The organism is Citrobacter sp. C6_1 (genome assembly GCF_014596835.2).
GTDB lineage: Bacteria > Pseudomonadota > Gammaproteobacteria > Enterobacterales > Enterobacteriaceae > Citrobacter > Citrobacter pasteurii.
The window spans coordinates 616,024-631,192 of record NZ_CP115031.1; the positions used below are offsets into that span (position 1 = coordinate 616,024).

Here is a 15,169-nt window from a genome sequence, read left to right on the forward strand (position 1 = left end):
AGCGCCATCAGGCAAAGATGTGAGCAGTTGCCTTATCCGACCTACGGGATACAACGTGTTAAATCTCCAGCGCTAAGCGGGTCCCCTGCGCAATAGCGCGTCGGGCATCCAGCTCCATCGCCACGTCACACCCCCCGATCAGATGCACCGTTTTACCTGCCGCGTGCAGCGGATCGACCAGTTCACGGCGTGGCTCTTGTCCGGCGCAAATCACCACGTGATCCACGTTAAAGATCACCGGTTCGCCGTTCAGCACAACGTGTAAGCCATCATCATCAATTTTCTGATAACTGACTGCCGGGATCATTTTTACGCCGCGTGAAAGCAGGGTAGCGCGGTGGATCCATCCCGTTGTTTTACCTAAACCTTGCCCGGGTTTACTGGCTTTACGCTGCAACATCACTATCTGGCGTGGGCTGCGGAGTAGATGTGGTCCTTCCGGACGTAAACCGCCGGGCTGTTGCAGGCTGGTGTCGATTCCCCATTCCACGCAGAATTCGGCAATATTCTGGCTGGTGGGATCGCCGGGCTGGCTCAGATACATGGCGGTATCAAAACCGATCCCTCCGCAGCCAACGATCGCCACGCGTTTCCCTACCGGCGTTTTATCGCGCAGGACGTCGAGGTAACTTAGTACTTTAGGGTGATCGATCCCCTCGATCGGCGGCATGCGCGGTTCGATCCCGCTGGCGAGGATCACTTCATCAAAGGCTTGCAGTTCGTGGGCGCTAACAAACTGATTGAGTTTCAGCGTGACACCCGTTACGTCGATCATCCGGCGGTAGTAACGCAGGGTTTCATAGAATTCTTCTTTGCCGGGGATCTGTTTGGCGATATTAAACTGCCCGCCTATCTCGCCATGCGCGTCAAACAGCGTTACATGATGTCCACGCGCGGCGGCGTTAATAGCAAAAGCGAGACCCGCAGGGCCCGCGCCGACCACCGCCAGATTTTTCGGCTGAGTGGCCGCAACGATCGGCATTTTGGTTTCATGACAGGCGCGCGGATTCACCAGGCAAGAGGTGACTTTGCCGACGAAGATCTGATCCAGGCAGGCCTGGTTACAGCCGATACAGGTATTGATCTCATCCGCTCGCCCGGTTTGTGCTTTTGACAGCAGCTCAGCATCGGCAAGGAATGGCCGGGCCATCGATACCATATCGGCATCGCCGCGTGCCAGAATGTCATCCGCAACGGTCGGATCGTTGATGCGGTTAGTGGTGACCAGTGGGATCGTCACGTGCCCTTTCAGCTTGCGCGTTACCCAGCTAAACGCACCCCGGGGTACCGGTGTGGCGATAGTGGGAATACGCGCTTCATGCCAGCCAATGCCGGTGTTAATCATTGTGGCGCCTGCGGCTTCTATAGCCTGAGCTAACTGGACGGTTTCGTCAAAGGTTCCGCCTTGCTCCACCAGGTCGAGCATCGACAGGCGGAAGATAATAATAAAGTCACTGCCGGCACGCTGGCGCACCGCCCGCACGACTTCCACGGCAAAACGCATGCGGTTGGCATAGTCACCGCCCCATTCATCATCGCGCTGGTTGGTGCGCAGGGTCAGGAATTCGTTGATCAGATAACCTTCCGAGCCCATCACTTCGACGCCATCGTAGCCTGCCTCCCGCGCCAGCTGTGCACAATGGGCGAAATCTTCAATCAGTTGCAGCACTTCATCGTGCGTCAGTTCATGCGGCATAAAGCGGTTAATAGGGGCCTGGATGGCTGAAGGCGCAACCAGATGCGGTTGATAGCTGTAGCGACCAGTGTGCAGGATTTGCAGGGCAATTTTCCCGCCTTCATCGTGAACCGCATCGGTAATGATACGGTGGTGCGCCAGCTGGCTGGTGTCGTTCAGCATCGCGCCGCCTTCCATACCCACGCCCGATAACGCGGGCGCAATTCCTCCGGTCACAATCAGGGCTACGCCGTGACGAGCGCGTTCAGCATAGAACGCAGCCAGCCGTTCTGCACCATCGGGATACTCTTCCAGACCGGTATGCATTGAACCCATCAGCACGCGGTTTTTAAGCGTGGTGAATCCCAAATCGAGCGGGGCGAACAGCGACGGATAGCTCATAAAGGTGTCCAGTATGTAAAATTATTGTTATGTGGTCGGATGAGTTACTAATTTAGCCGTCGCCGCGTAAAAGGGAAAAGGGGAATGCCGTGATTGTGATGAGATTCAAAAAAGAGGCTCTCCTTTTCAGGAGAGCCAATCGACGTTACTGCTGTTTAAGAAAATTGTTATACAGCATGTAGAGATGCGCGGCGCTCCAGCAGAAGTTAGGTGCGCCCTGCTGCGCGCCGGTCAACGGGTTGTCGTTTTCCTGAATTGGGCCTTCTGCCGTCAGCCCTTTGGCATGCTGGAAGAAAGTATCGGCCAGTTTTAATGCTTCATCGCGATAGCCATAATGCACCATCCCTTTTAGCCCGAACCAGAACTGATCCACCCAGACGCGTCCGCGCCGAAGGTCGGATGGGTCAGTGCAGCGGAGCCAGGTGGGACATATGTGTTGAACTCTTTAGGATCGAGCATCACGCTAATTACCGCATCCGCATGGGATTGTGTGGCCGCACCGTTAAACAACGGTGACCAGCCTTCCGGTCCTTAACCGGCCTACAAAGGAGGTCCTTTAGTAGACCGGATAAGATACATCCGGCAGTGGTTATACCTGCTCCACGCTCACCCGTAATGCGGCCAGGGCTTTGCGGGTTGATCGCAATACCAGTTCGCATTGCTCGATCGTTAACGTTAACGGCGGTTCGATACGGATCGTCTTCGCGTTATTCAGTGTTCCGGCGACCAGCACTCGCTGACGGAACATTTCACTGGCAAAGCTGTAGCCAATCTCATTATCGACAAACTCAATCGCCATCAGCATGCCTTTACCGCGAACGTCGTGTACCAGATCCGGATATTCACGCGCCAGATGACGGAAGCCATCCAACAACATATCGCCTTTCTGCTCTGCCTGAGCGGGTAAATTTTGCTCCAGCAGGACGTTAATGGTCGCCAGCGCCGCCGCGCATGAGAGCGGGTTGCCACCGAACGTGGTGGTATGCAGGAAAGGATTGTCGAACAGAACGGAGAACACTTCTTCGGTGGCAATGGTCGCGCCAATTGGCATCACGCCACCCCCAAGCGCCTTGGCCAGACACAGAATGTCAGGCTGCACGTTTTCATGTTCGCAGGCGAACATCTTGCCAGTGCGCCCCATGCCGGTTTGCACTTCGTCGAGGATCATCAGCGCGCCAAACTCATCGCAAAGTTTACGTACCGCGGTTAAATACCCTTGCGGCGGTAGGATCACGCCTCCTTCCCCCTGGATCGGCTCCAGAATCACAGCGGCAACATCGTCGCCGGTCTTTTTGCATTCACTCAGGACGGTGCGCATGGCATCAATATCGCCAAAAGGAACATGGCGGAAGCCCGGCAGCAGCGGCATAAACGGTTTGCGGAAGGTTGATTTAGCGGTGGCGGATAGCGACCCCAGCGATTTACCGTGGAAGGCTCCGCTGGTGGCAATAAATGTAAATTTACCGCGCGGCGATTGATACGCTTTCGCCAGTTTTAGCGCCGCTTCAACCGACTCGGTTCCGCTGTTACTGAAGAAACTGTATTTCAGCTTTCCGGGTGCCAGTGCAGCAAGCGTTTTTGCCAGCATGGCCCGCAATGGGTCAAGTAATTCCTGGCTGTGCAGAGGTTGTTTCGCGAGTTGATTCTGTACGGCGGAGACCACTACTGGATTACGGTGCCCCACGTTGAAAATTCCAAAACCTCCCAGGCAATCGACAAACTCCTGTCCCTGGGTGTCGACAAGCGTATTCAGGCTTCCCGCTTGCCACTCTACGGCTCCGTAATCCCCGCCGGCAGTTACAGATTTTCTATACTCTAAGAACCCAGGATTGACATGTTCTTTGAAGTAATCAATCACCTCTCGGTTTAGTGCTTTCATTTCCTCATGATCAAGCGTTCGCTTCTCGATGAGATTCAGTGCGTGTGCGCTGCAGGCCAGAGCCGATGCGCTGGAAGGTAACCTGTTCAAAATATGCTCCCGGAGCTCGCGTATCACATGATACTGAATTAAGTATTGCAGGGATTGCGCCATCCCGACGCGCTTAACGAAAATCGGGATAAACACCAGGGAAGATCTTGCTTGTGCAACATTTAATCTCAAACATTAACATTTGCTGATATTTTACCCAGGTTTACGCACGTAAAACCGACGGGAAAAACGCGTTATTGCGCTAAAAGTGGGCGAAAATTGCACTATTGCGGTGCGCAGAGTGAAGGTGTGTTGAATAGTTACGTAATGAAAGTAATTTAAATCAATGAATTAGAAAACGTACAAATTTTGAGGTTTAATCGCAAATTGCGATCTAAATCAAATTTAACAACTAAAGTTAAAAAGATTAGCGCCGAAATAACATAAGCCGAAAGAGTTAACAACCAGATAACCTGCACAGGACGCAACCATGTCTTCTCATCCCTATGTTAGCCAGCAAAATACACCGCTGGATGATGATATCACCCTCATGTCGACCACCGATTTACAAAGCTATATCACCCATGCGAACGATACCTTTGTCCAGGTCAGCGGCTATCAGCTGAATGAATTGCTTGCTCAGCCGCACAACCTGGTTCGTCATCCGGACATGCCGAAAGCGGCGTTTGCGGATATGTGGTACACCCTGAAACAGGGGGAACCGTGGAGTGGTATTGTGAAAAACCGGCGGAAGAATGGCGATCACTACTGGGTGAGGGCCAATGCGGTGCCGATGGTGCGGGAAGGGCGCGTAACCGGGTATATGTCGATCCGTACCCGGGCGACGGAAGCGGAAATTGCGGCGGTCGAACCCTTATATAAAGCACTCAATGAAGGCCGTTGTCATCGGCGCGTCCATAAGGGGTTGGTGGTACGTAAAGGCTGGTTGGGTAAACTCCCGTCGCTGCCGGTTCGCTGGCGGGTACGCAGTGTCATGGCTTTCATGTTTGTTATCCTGGCGACTGCGCTACAGCAGATGGGCGCTGAATGGCCGCAACTGTTGGTGAGCGCACTGGTGATGATGCTGGCGACGGTTATTTTCGAATGGCAGATTGTGCGCCCAATCGAGAATGTTGCCCAGCAGGCACTGAAAGTCGCGACTGGCGAGCGCAACAGCGTGACCCATCTTAACCGTAGCGATGAACTGGGTCTGATGCTACGGGCGGTGGGGCAGTTAGGGTTAATGTGCCGCTGGCTTATTCATGACGTGTCGAGTCAGGTCAGTTGTGTGCGTAACGACAGTGAAACGCTGGCGAAAGGCAGTGATGATTTAAACAAGCATACACAGCAGACGGTAGAGAATGTGCAGGAAACGGTCACCACCATGAATCAGATGGCGGCATCGGTGAAGCAAAACTCTGCGACAGCTGCGGCCGCTGATAAGCTGTCTATTGCCGCCAGCAGCGCGGCGACACAGGGCGGTGAGGCGATGGATACGGTCATTAAAACAATGGACGATATTGCCAACAGCACCCAACGGATCGGCACTATCACGACCCTGATTAACGATATCGCCTTCCAGACAAATATTCTGGCTCTGAACGCCGCCGTTGAAGCCGCACGGGCAGGTGAGCAGGGGAAAGGATTCGCCGTGGTGGCGGGAGAAGTGCGTCATCTTGCCAGTCGTAGTGCAAGCGCAGCAAATGATATCCGTAAACTGATTGATGCCAGCGCCGACAAGGTGCAGTCCGGCTCCGATCAGGTTCATGCCGCAGGGCGGACAATGGATGATATTGTGGCGCAGGTCCAGAATGTGACACAGTTGATTGCTCAAATCAGCCATTCAACGCTGGAGCAGTCAGATGGGCTTTCCAGCCTGACCCGTGCCGTAAATGAGTTGAGCAATATTACGCAGAAAAATGCTGAACTGGTTGAAGAGAGCGCGCAGATTTCAGCAATGGTAAAACATCGTGCCGGTCGTCTGGAAGATGCGGTGACCGTGCTGCATTAATTCTCACCCCATTCCATTTTCCCGCCAAACGCTTATCGTCCCCGGTAGGCGTTTTTTGTAATATTTTTGTTAATCATATATTAAATAATACCACTTTGGTATTACGATTCTATTTTCCTTATTCCGTTCTAACCGTGAGCGTCCTATTTTTAAATATTGTTAAATATCGCTTATATAACGATCGGTCTTGCTTGATTCATCGTCAAAAACTATTTCGTAACATTGGTGTAAATTAAAAAACGATCAATATCATAAAGTTAGGTTGGTATTGACCGATAAGGTTATCTGTCTGAAGAAAACTGTCTCCAGGGAGAAAATATGTTCTTGCATAACGTAAAGATTCGCTCGAAATTATTTATCGCGTTTGGTTTGTTTATTGTACTGATGATGGTGAGTTCGGGTCTTTCGCTGTTGAGTCTGGATCGTAGTAACAGTGGGATGCAGAACATCATTACCAATGACTATCCGATTACGGTAAAAGCCAATCTGCTCATTGATAATTTTCAGGAGTTTGTCAGTACTCAACAATTGATGTTATTGGATGAGGAAGGCAAATGGACCCAGGCGTCCTAGAAAAAGCTCGATACCATCAGCCAGCAAATTTCTGCTCTGCTGGATGCGCTGAGTGCTGCGCCTCTCAATGATGCATCCAAAAAAATTGTTGCGGATATCCGCGATGTGCGTGAGCAGTATCTGGCTTCCCGATTCCGTATTCTGCAGGCGCTGCAGAATCACGATCGCTCCGGTGCGATGCACGAGATGATGACCCGCACGGTGAATGTGCAGCAGGCGTATAAAGCAAAAGTGCAGGAATTGATCGCCATTGAAGATGCCCAGATGCAGAAGGCGGGCGCTCAGGTGGAATATGATTTCCACACCAATCGTGCGCTGTTGATTACTCTGGCGCTGATTAGCATTGCCGCCGGTTGTGTGATGGGTTGGTATATTGTGCGCTCAATTACCCGACCCCTTAATGAAGCCGTGCAGTTTGCCGAGGCGATTGCGCAGGGCGACCTTACTCGCAATATCAGTATGGAACAGAAGGATGAGACCGGTGTGCTGCTGCAAGCGCTGATGGCAATGAAAACCCGACTGTTAGAGATTGTCGAGGAAGTGCAAAACGGCTCCGAGAATATCTCTGCGGCGGCGGCGCAGATTGTCGCGGGTAATCAGGATTTGGCTGCGCGTACCGAAGAACAGGCAAGCTCGGTAGAACAGACGGCGGCGTCGATGGAACAAATTACCGCGACGGTAAAAACGACGGCAGACCATACCCATGAAGCGACGAAGCTGTCTACGGGAGCGGCGGCGGTGGTGAAAAACAACGGTGAGATGATGAATCAGGTGACGCAGAAAATACGCGTGATTAATGAAACCTCTAACCGTATGTCAGAGATTATCAACCTGATAGATTCGATTGCTTTTCAAACCAATATCCTGGCGCTGAATGCGGCTGTCGAAGCGGCACGCGCCGGTGAGCATGGGCGTGGTTTCGCGGTAGTTGCCGGAGAAGTGCGTCAACTGGCGCAAAAAAGCGCATCGTCTGCCAGTGAGATCCGCAATCTGATTGAAGATTCCACCAGTCAGACCCGGGAAGGACTGGTGCTGGTTGAAAAAGCCAACGTGTTGATCAATGGAATGGTCACTAACGTTGAAGAAATGGATGTGATATTACGGGAAATCGGTCAGGCCAGCCGCGAGCAGACGGACGGTATTTCGCAGATTAACAGTGCGATTGGCCTGATCGACACCACCACGCAACAGAACTCCTGTCTGGTAGAGGAGTCCGTTGCGGCAGCGGCGTCATTAAACGAACAGGCATTACACTTAAAAGAGATGATTAAAGTGTTCCGCGTGCGTAAAGAGGACGCGCAGCCTGCTTAATCAAGCTGGGTGATGTCCAGCGATGCGCGATCGATAATACCGATGATCTTCTTGATTTGCGCTTCGCTGGTGTCACCGTGATTGACCCGCAGATCCAGCACGGCTTTAAAATTCTCCAGTGCTCGTTTCATCTGTGGATTCTTGCGTAATTCAAAGCCGACACAGCGTGCTTTAATACGTTCGTGGATATGTTCCAGATGTTCCTGGTTCTCTTCCAGCCATTGCAGGCCTTGCTCCGTGATTGTGATTTGCTTACGTCCGCCTTCCTCGTCACGGATGGCGATAAGCGACTGATCCTGCAAGAAATCCAGTGTCGGGTAAATCACGCCCGGGCTTGGGGTGTAATTACCCTGAGTCAATGTTTCAATGGCTTTGATTAGTTCATAACCGTGACTGGCATCGCGGGTCAAAATATCCAGAATCACCAGACGTAATTCGCCGTGGCCGAAGAAACGCTGACGTCGACCGCCACCACCGCCGCGGCCGTGGCGGTGTCCGCAGCCATGCTCATGATGGTGTTCTTTGTTACAGCCTTCGTGATGACGTTCTTCACCCTTACAGCAGCCTTCGTGCTGGTGTTCCGCATGTTTACAGCACCCTTCATGATGATCTTGCATCATTCATCTCCCGATGTTGTTTAGATATATCTAATTTATATCTAAATTTTTTCTATTTGCAAGTCCATGCAGAGATATTAATTTATTTGATTGATTTATATGTTTTTATTTTTTATTGCAGCGTTTGAGATGCTCTATCCAGACCCTATCAAAAAAGTTCTTGCAATATTCTCAACTAGCAATCATTATCATTTAAAATTTATTTAGATATATCTAATCTCTGTCACAAAGGCGAAAAAATGACAAATAACACTTCACGCTATCCACAGCGCGTTCGCAATGAGCTGCGCTTCCGTGAACTGACCGTCCTGCGGGTTGAACGTATCAGCGCGGGTTTCCAGCGCATTGTACTGGGCGGTGACGCTCTGGATGGTTTTAGCTCACAGGGTTTTGACGACCACACCAAGGTCTTTTTCCCTGAGCCGGGCAGTCACTTTGTGCCACCCGTGGTGACGGATGAGGGGATTGTCTGGCCAGAGGGTGTACGCCCGGTATCCCGTGATTACACGCCGTTGTATGACCCGGCACGCCATGAACTGGCGCTGGATTTTTATATCCACGATGGCGGGGTGGCGAGTACGTGGGCGATGAATGCGCGTGAAGGTGACAAATTGACGATTGGCGGACCGCGTGGCTCGCTGGTGGTACCAGAAGACTATGCGTACCAGGTTTACGTGTGTGATGAATCTGGAATGCCAGCGCTACGTCGTCGGCTGGAGGCGATCGGTCGTTTAGCGGTACGTCCAAACGTGACGGCGCTGGTCAGCGTACACGATGCAGCGTATCAGGATTATTTCGCTCATCTCGACGGTTTTACGATTCAGTGGTTTGTCGGCCATGACGAACAGGCAGTGAATGATCAGCTTTCACAGCTGATCGTACCTGCACAGGATTATTTCATTTGGATAACTGGCGAAGGAAAAGTGGTGAAAAACCTGAGCGCCCGCTTTGCTACTGAGGCTTTCGATCAGCAGTTGGTGCGTGCTGCGGCTTACTGGCATCAACGTCGGAACGTTAATTAATAATGTGACGGTGAAACGCCAAACGCCTGGCGGAATGCATAGCTAAACGCTGCGGTGCTTGAATATCCCACATCGAGCGCCACGGCGGTTACGCTTTTATTTTTCTTCAGCATGAGTACAGACTCCAGAATTCGCATTTTTTGCTTCCAGACGCTGAAGGGTAATCCGGTTTCTTTTTTGAAATGACGCGAAAAGGTACGGGCAGACATACCCAAATGTTGTGCCCAATACTCTACAGAATGTTCCAGCGCCGGAGACGCTTGTATTGTTCGGCACACATGGGTTAATTCACGATCCTGTGGCCAGGGTAATACAAAGGCGACCTCTGGTAATTGCAGAATAATGTCCACCAGCACACTGACCAGTTTGCCTTCTTTTGACTGGCTATCATAATGGCCTGAAATTGAATTTGTGGCGTAATGAATAAACTCTCTGGCGAAATCACTGATCGCCACGACTTTACACTCATGGATACTTTCTTCGAGAAAACCCGGTTTAATATCCAGATTTTCTAAATGCACATCATCCAGCGCCCAAACTGCATGCTCAGTATTATTGGGGATCCAGATGCCGTAATGCGCGGGGATTATCCAGCACTTGCCGGCGACATCAATGCGCATACTGCCTTTGCGGGCAAAATGAAACTGCATAAAAGCGTGCGAGTGCTGCGGAACATGGTGGTTGGCTTCAAGGACATAAGAGCGAAAGTAAACGTCCTGCGGCAGCTCTGCCATGGAATCGTCCGGGAAGGAATTCCAATGTTTTTGCGCGAGAGTTTCCATAAATAAATCGTCAATGCTCCCGGTGGTGTGGCCGCTGTTCGATAGATCTTGTCCGCAAATCATAATACATACATTCTTTTTTCCATAATAATCTTGCGTAATAATTAATAGCCCACTTTTGGTAAATACCATGAACACGCTTTGTTCAGATGCTGTCATCGTCAATGAAACAAATGATAACTGGACCCGAATGGGAAAAGAGCTGCTCCAGCAAGCAGATATTCAGATCAATGGTTCCCGCCCCTGGGACATTCAGCTTCATCATGCCGGTTTCTTTAAACGGGTGCTGCAACAAGGCTCCTTAGGGCTTGGCGAAAGCTATATGGAAGGCTGGTGGGATTGCGAACGGCTCGATGTTCTGTTCTGCAAAATCCTGAAAGCAAAACTCGACCAGCAAATGCCGGGAAATCTGAAGGATATATTGCGTATTGCCAGCGCCCGCCTGTTTAATTTGCAGTCTCGCAGTCGTGCGTGGATTGTCGGTAAAGAACACTACGATATTGGCAACGATCTCTTTGCGCTCATGCTGGATCCCCACATGCAATATTCCTGTGGCTACTGGAAAGAGGCAACCACCTTAGAAGACGCGCAAAATGCCAAATTAAAAATGATCTGCGAGAAGTTGCAACTTAAACCGGGTATGCGTTTACTCGATATTGGTTGTGGCTGGGGCGGGCTGGCCGAATATGCGGCGCGTCATTACGGCGTGGCGGTAGAAGGGGTCACTATCTCCAAAGAGCAGCAGAAAATGGCGCAGCAGCGCTGTGAAGGGCTGGACGTTAATATTCTGCTGCAGGATTATCGCGACCTCGATAAACACTACGATCGTATTGTCTCCGTGGGGATGTTTGAACACGTAGGGCCGAAAAACTACGACACCTATTTCAGCATCGCCGACCGTTGTTTAAAACCGGATGGGCTGTTCCTGTTACATACCATTGGTAGCAATAAAAAAGGGATGAGCGTCGATCCATGGATCAATAAATACATTTTCCCGAACGGCTGCTTACCGGCGATCTCCCATATTGCCGAGGCCAGCGAATCACGGTTTGTGATGGAAGACTGGCATAACTTTGGCAGCGATTACGATAAAACGCTGATGGCATGGCACGAGCGCTTTAATCAGGCATGGCCGGAACTGTCATCACGTTATTCCGCCACCTTCAGAAGGATGTTCAATTATTACCTGTGCGCTTGTGCTGGTGCGTTCCGCGCCAGAGATATTGAGCTGTGGCAAGTACTGTTTAGCCGGGGCGTAGAAGGCGGTATTCGCGTTTATCGTTAATATTCAGCTGGATGGCGGCGTTGCCTTATCCGGCCTACAAAGCTTTGCACTCGTAGGCTTGATAAGCGCAGCGCATCAGGCGCATCTTCGCCGGATGGCGGCGCAAGCGCCTTATCCGGCCTACAAAGCTTTGCACTCGTAGGCCTGATAAGCGCAGCGCATCAGGCACTTATGGCTTATCCCAGTTCACTCTCTGCCAGCGCTTTAAATACCATTGCGACGGCGTGCGCGCCGGGGTCCATATTGCCCAGCAGGCTTTCGCCGCTGAGATATGATGCGCGACCCGCGTTGGCTTTGCTCGACAGACAGGTACGTTCTGCGCCTGCTTGTGCGGCGTCAAAAGCGGCTTGCAGGTTTTGCGGTTGTGCCAGCAGAGATGTCAGTGCGGGTTGCAGCGCATCAATCATCGTACGGTCACCTTCGTCTGCACCACCGTAGAACTTCATCTGCGCCAGCCCTGTGTTCAGGGCTTCGGCAACATCAGTCCCTTGCTCCAGCTTTTGACCGGCGGCGGTAAAGAAGATGGACATCAGTACGCCGCTGGACCCGCCCATCACCACGGTCAGGCGTTCGCCGATCAGGGCGAACAGCGTGGCGAGGTTATCCAGTGGAAGCTGCTGACGATGCAGCAGGTCAGCGATTTCACGCGCACCAGCGGCAAAAGTTGAACCCGTATCACCATCGCCTACTTTGGCATCCAGCGCGTTGAGGTGTGTTTCCAGATCGGAAAGTGTTCCGGTGACCTGCTCAATAATCCCGGCGACCAGCGTGTTGGCTGAGGGCTGGAATTCGACACGCGCGCTGCGCTGCGATGACGGCACACAGTTGATTTCGCGTGGTGGGACAGGCGTCGGCCAGCTGCTGGTTTCTACTTCGGTTAACAGTGCTTTTTCGATGCTCTCTTCCAGTACGATGGCGGTCAGCGAGAAACCTTTCATATCCAGGGCGGTGACCAGCGAGCCCGGGCCAATCAGCCAGTCGATACGCGGATGCAGTGGGCTGTTTGCCAGTTCACGAGTGATAATCGCCATTTCAGCAACGGACACGCCGCCCAGATTATTAATCATCACCGCCAGACGGCCGGTTTCAGGCAGTGTCGCCAGCAGTTTATCGACCATCAGAGCCACCACCTGCGCACTGTTTTGCGTGTTGATAACCGAAGCACCCGGTTCGCCGTGAATGCCCATGCCCAGTTCGGCATGGCCCGCATGGTGGCGCGGGGCGGCGTCAGTTTCCTGCGGCAGATGGCAACTGGAAATGGCGACGCCCAGGCTGAAGGTGTTACTTGCTGCATACTGCGCTTCACGCAGGACGGTAGCGAGGTTGTAGCCGCGTTCAGCGAAATAGCCTGCCACTTTATGTACCAGGATAGTGCCCGCAATCCCGCGAGGATGCTTGTTATCCGGCAGGGAGATATCGTCGCCGACAATAAGCATTTCGACGTTATAGCCAAGGCGGCGTGCTTTTTCGGCGGCGAGGCCGAAGTTAAGACGATCGCCGGTGTAATTTTTAACGATCAACAAACAGCCAGCCTCGCCAGTTACCGCCTGGATTGCGGTAAGCACTGCATCTACGCTCGGGGACGCAAACACGTCGCCACAAACTGCCGCGGTCAACATCCCTTTGCCGATAAAGCCAACGTGGGCGGGTTCGTGTCCTGAGCCACCACCAGAGATCACCGCCACGTTATCTTTGTTGAGATCGCGACGTACCACGATGCGAATAGCCGGATCGCTTTCCAGACGCGCCAGATTGTTCCACGGACTGGTGATAATCGTACCGTCGATGACGTCGTTAACGAGTTGGGTACGCTGATTAAAAAAGAATTGAGACATAACGGCTCCTCGAGGTTGAGTGTAAGACAAACCCCCGAATGCATTGTCATGGTGCGGAGGCGATGGGGAGATTCTGGCGGAGTCAGCGTGGAAAAAAACAGCGGCAAAATGAGTTTCATTACGGAACGTAATTGTTATTTTTTGTTCCGTAATGGAACGTATTTTTGAGGAGAACGATCACAATGCGAGCCCGCTCGACTTTTTTATCGCCTTTTCAGTGCTGGCCACAGCGCACAGTAAACGTTTTGTTACTGCTTTTAACGGTGTCAGAGAGGGGCAAAGGGAATTTGATTTTCGCGTTCTGCAAGGATTTGTCGATAAATGAACGGATCGGGATCGCAAACCTTAATATTTTCAGGGTTAACCGTTTCAATATGGAACGCATGTCATTTTTATCTGTTTCATATCAGAACAAAAAGATGAATGATTTTTTTGTTCCCGCCTCGCCATACAGTTATTGCATCGCTCCGGTACCTCCCGTTTTCGCCGTTCGCAACAGGCTAAACAGGTTAACGCCAGGGCTCACCATGTAAAAACATGTACTTATTTGAGGATGAAAGGAATGCTAAAAGTTATTCAATCTCCAGCCAAATATCTCCAGGGTCCTGACGCTTCTACCTTATTTGGTCAATACGCTAAAAATCTGGCAGACAGCTTTTTCGTGATTGCAGATGACTTCGTCATGAAACTGGCGGGAGACAAAGTACTCAATGGCCTGCACAGCCACGGTATTAGTTGTCACGCGGAACGCTTCAATGGTGAATGCAGCCATGTCGAAATTAATCGCCTGATTGCCATTCTGAAGCAGCACGGTTGCCGTGGTGTGGTTGGGATTGGCGGTGGGAAAACGCTGGATACAGCCAAAGCGATTGGCTACTACCAGAAACTGCCGGTGGTGGTGATTCCAACTATCGCCTCAACTGATGCGCCAACCAGTGCGCTGTCTGTTATCTATACCGAAGCCGGTGAGTTCGAAGAGTATCTGATCTACCCGAAAAATCCGGATATGGTTGTCATGGATACGGCAATTATCGCCAAAGCGCCGGTACGTCTGCTGGTGGCCGGGATGGGCGATGCGCTCTCGACCTGGTTTGAAGCAAAAGCGTGTTTTGATGCCAGAGCGACCAGCATGGCGGGGGGGCAGTCCACGGCGGCGGCCCTGAGCCTGGCGCGCTTGTGCTATGATACGCTGCTGGCAGAAGGTGAAAAGGCTCGTCTGGCGGCGCAGGCTGGCGTGGTGACCGACGCGCTGGAACGTATCGTGGAAGCGAACACCTATCTCAGCGGCATTGGCTTTGAAAGCAGTGGTCTTGCGGGCGCACACGCCATCCACAATGGCTTCACCATTCTGGAAGAGTGTCACCATTTGTACCACGGTGAAAAAGTGGCGTTTGGTACGCTGGCGCAACTGGTGCTGCAGAACAGCCCGATGGAAGAGATCGAAACGGTGCTGAACTTCTGCCAGAAAGTGGATCTGCCGGTAACGCTGGCGCAAATGGGTGTGAAAGACGGCATCGACGCTAAGATTATGGCCGTTGCGAAAGCCACCTGCGCGGAAGGTGAAACCATTCACAATATGCCGTTCCCGGTGACGCCTGAAAGCGTCCATGCCGCTATTCTGACGGCAGACCTGCTGGGACAGCAGTGGCTGGCGCGTTAATCAGACGTCGGTAAGCCTTTTATTCGGCATCTTCTCCCCCTCTGGCAGTCTCTGCCGGAGGGGTTGTCTATGGTAAAACAGCGGAAA

10 protein-coding genes and 2 pseudogenes are annotated in these 15,169 nt (G+C 51.9%); 6 read left to right on the plus strand and 6 right to left on the minus strand.

What is annotated here, in order from left to right:
• Positions 1 to 58: 58 nt before the first annotated feature.
• From IB196_RS03080 to ygjG, 3 genes and pseudogenes are all read right to left on the minus strand, one after another.
• Positions 59 to 2,077 (minus strand): NADPH-dependent 2,4-dienoyl-CoA reductase, encoded by a 2,019-nt coding sequence (locus IB196_RS03080; RefSeq protein ID WP_040230547.1) that lies wholly within the window; start codon positions 2,075 to 2,077, stop codon positions 59 to 61.
• Between the two features lie 145 nt (positions 2,078 to 2,222).
• Positions 2,223 to 2,608: pseudogene (locus IB196_RS03085) on the minus strand (alpha-glucosidase); the annotation flags it as partial.
• Between the two features lie 58 nt (positions 2,609 to 2,666).
• A complete protein-coding gene (ygjG, locus tag IB196_RS03090) occupies positions 2,667 to 4,046 on the minus strand; it encodes a putrescine aminotransferase (protein ID WP_167335587.1) in 1,380 nt (459 codons plus the stop codon).
• Positions 4,047 to 4,476: 430 nt separating this feature from the next.
• Here ygjG and IB196_RS03095 point away from each other — a divergent pair, with 430 nt between their 5' ends.
• Entirely contained in the window at positions 4,477 to 5,997 is a 1,521-nt protein-coding gene (locus IB196_RS03095) for a PAS domain-containing methyl-accepting chemotaxis protein (protein WP_048213331.1), read from the plus strand.
• Positions 5,998 to 6,315: 318 nt separating this feature from the next.
• Positions 6,316 to 7,881: pseudogene (locus IB196_RS03100) on the plus strand (methyl-accepting chemotaxis protein).
• Here IB196_RS03100 and IB196_RS03105 read toward each other — a convergent pair.
• Positions 7,878 to 8,498, minus strand: coding sequence for a PadR family transcriptional regulator (locus tag IB196_RS03105; protein WP_124021455.1), 621 nt, complete (start codon positions 8,496 to 8,498; stop codon positions 7,878 to 7,880). The pseudogene IB196_RS03100 and the gene IB196_RS03105 sit on opposite strands and share 4 nt — an antisense overlap.
• A 239-nt stretch (positions 8,499 to 8,737) precedes the next feature.
• Between IB196_RS03105 and IB196_RS03110 the strand changes: the two genes are divergently transcribed.
• Positions 8,738 to 9,520, plus strand: coding sequence for a siderophore-interacting protein (locus IB196_RS03110; protein WP_005131431.1), 783 nt, complete (start codon positions 8,738 to 8,740; stop codon positions 9,518 to 9,520).
• Here IB196_RS03110 and IB196_RS03115 read toward each other — a convergent pair.
• A complete protein-coding gene (locus tag IB196_RS03115; protein WP_040230561.1) occupies positions 9,517 to 10,365 on the minus strand; it encodes a helix-turn-helix transcriptional regulator in 849 nt (282 codons plus the stop codon). The genes IB196_RS03110 and IB196_RS03115 overlap by 4 nt on opposite strands.
• Positions 10,366 to 10,432: 67 nt before the next feature.
• On the opposite strand from IB196_RS03115, the gene cfa reads away from it, so the two are divergent.
• On the plus strand, positions 10,433 to 11,587 hold the full coding sequence (gene cfa, locus IB196_RS03120; protein WP_005131429.1) for a cyclopropane fatty acyl phospholipid synthase: 1,155 nt from the start codon (positions 10,433 to 10,435) through the stop codon (positions 11,585 to 11,587).
• 176 nt (positions 11,588 to 11,763) lie between these two features.
• Here cfa and IB196_RS03125 read toward each other — a convergent pair whose 3' ends face one another.
• Entirely contained in the window at positions 11,764 to 13,422 is a 1,659-nt protein-coding gene (locus tag IB196_RS03125) for a glycerone kinase (protein WP_188231876.1), read from the minus strand.
• Positions 13,423 to 13,573: 151 nt separating this feature from the next.
• Between IB196_RS03125 and IB196_RS03130 the strand changes: the two genes are divergently transcribed.
• Entirely contained in the window at positions 13,574 to 13,747 is a 174-nt protein-coding gene (locus tag IB196_RS03130) for a hypothetical protein (protein ID WP_005131423.1), read from the plus strand.
• 237 nt (positions 13,748 to 13,984) lie between these two features.
• Positions 13,985 to 15,082 (plus strand): glycerol dehydrogenase, encoded by a 1,098-nt coding sequence (locus IB196_RS03135; RefSeq protein ID WP_005131422.1) that lies wholly within the window; start codon positions 13,985 to 13,987, stop codon positions 15,080 to 15,082.
• The last annotated feature ends 87 nt before the right edge of the window (positions 15,083 to 15,169 follow it).

What these genes read in the sequence shown, in the direction of transcription:
- IB196_RS03080 (WP_040230547.1), bottom strand. Translation starts at nt 2,077, where the DNA reads ATGAGCTATCCGTCGCTGTTCGCCCCGCTCGATTTGGGATTCACCACG.
- IB196_RS03095 (WP_048213331.1), top strand. Translation starts at nt 4,477, where the DNA reads ATGTCTTCTCATCCCTATGTTAGCCAGCAAAATACACCGCTGGATGAT.
- IB196_RS03105 (WP_124021455.1), bottom strand. Translation starts at nt 8,498, where the DNA reads ATGCAAGATCATCATGAAGGGTGCTGTAAACATGCGGAACACCAGCAC.
- IB196_RS03110 (WP_005131431.1), top strand. Translation starts at nt 8,738, where the DNA reads ATGACAAATAACACTTCACGCTATCCACAGCGCGTTCGCAATGAGCTG.
- IB196_RS03115 (WP_040230561.1), bottom strand. Translation starts at nt 10,365, where the DNA reads ATGATTTGCGGACAAGATCTATCGAACAGCGGCCACACCACCGGGAGC.
- cfa (WP_005131429.1), top strand. Translation starts at nt 10,433, where the DNA reads ATGAACACGCTTTGTTCAGATGCTGTCATCGTCAATGAAACAAATGAT.
- IB196_RS03125 (WP_188231876.1), bottom strand. Translation starts at nt 13,422, where the DNA reads ATGTCTCAATTCTTTTTTAATCAGCGTACCCAACTCGTTAACGACGTC.
- IB196_RS03130 (WP_005131423.1), top strand. Translation starts at nt 13,574, where the DNA reads ATGGAACGTATTTTTGAGGAGAACGATCACAATGCGAGCCCGCTCGAC.
- IB196_RS03135 (WP_005131422.1), top strand. Translation starts at nt 13,985, where the DNA reads ATGCTAAAAGTTATTCAATCTCCAGCCAAATATCTCCAGGGTCCTGAC.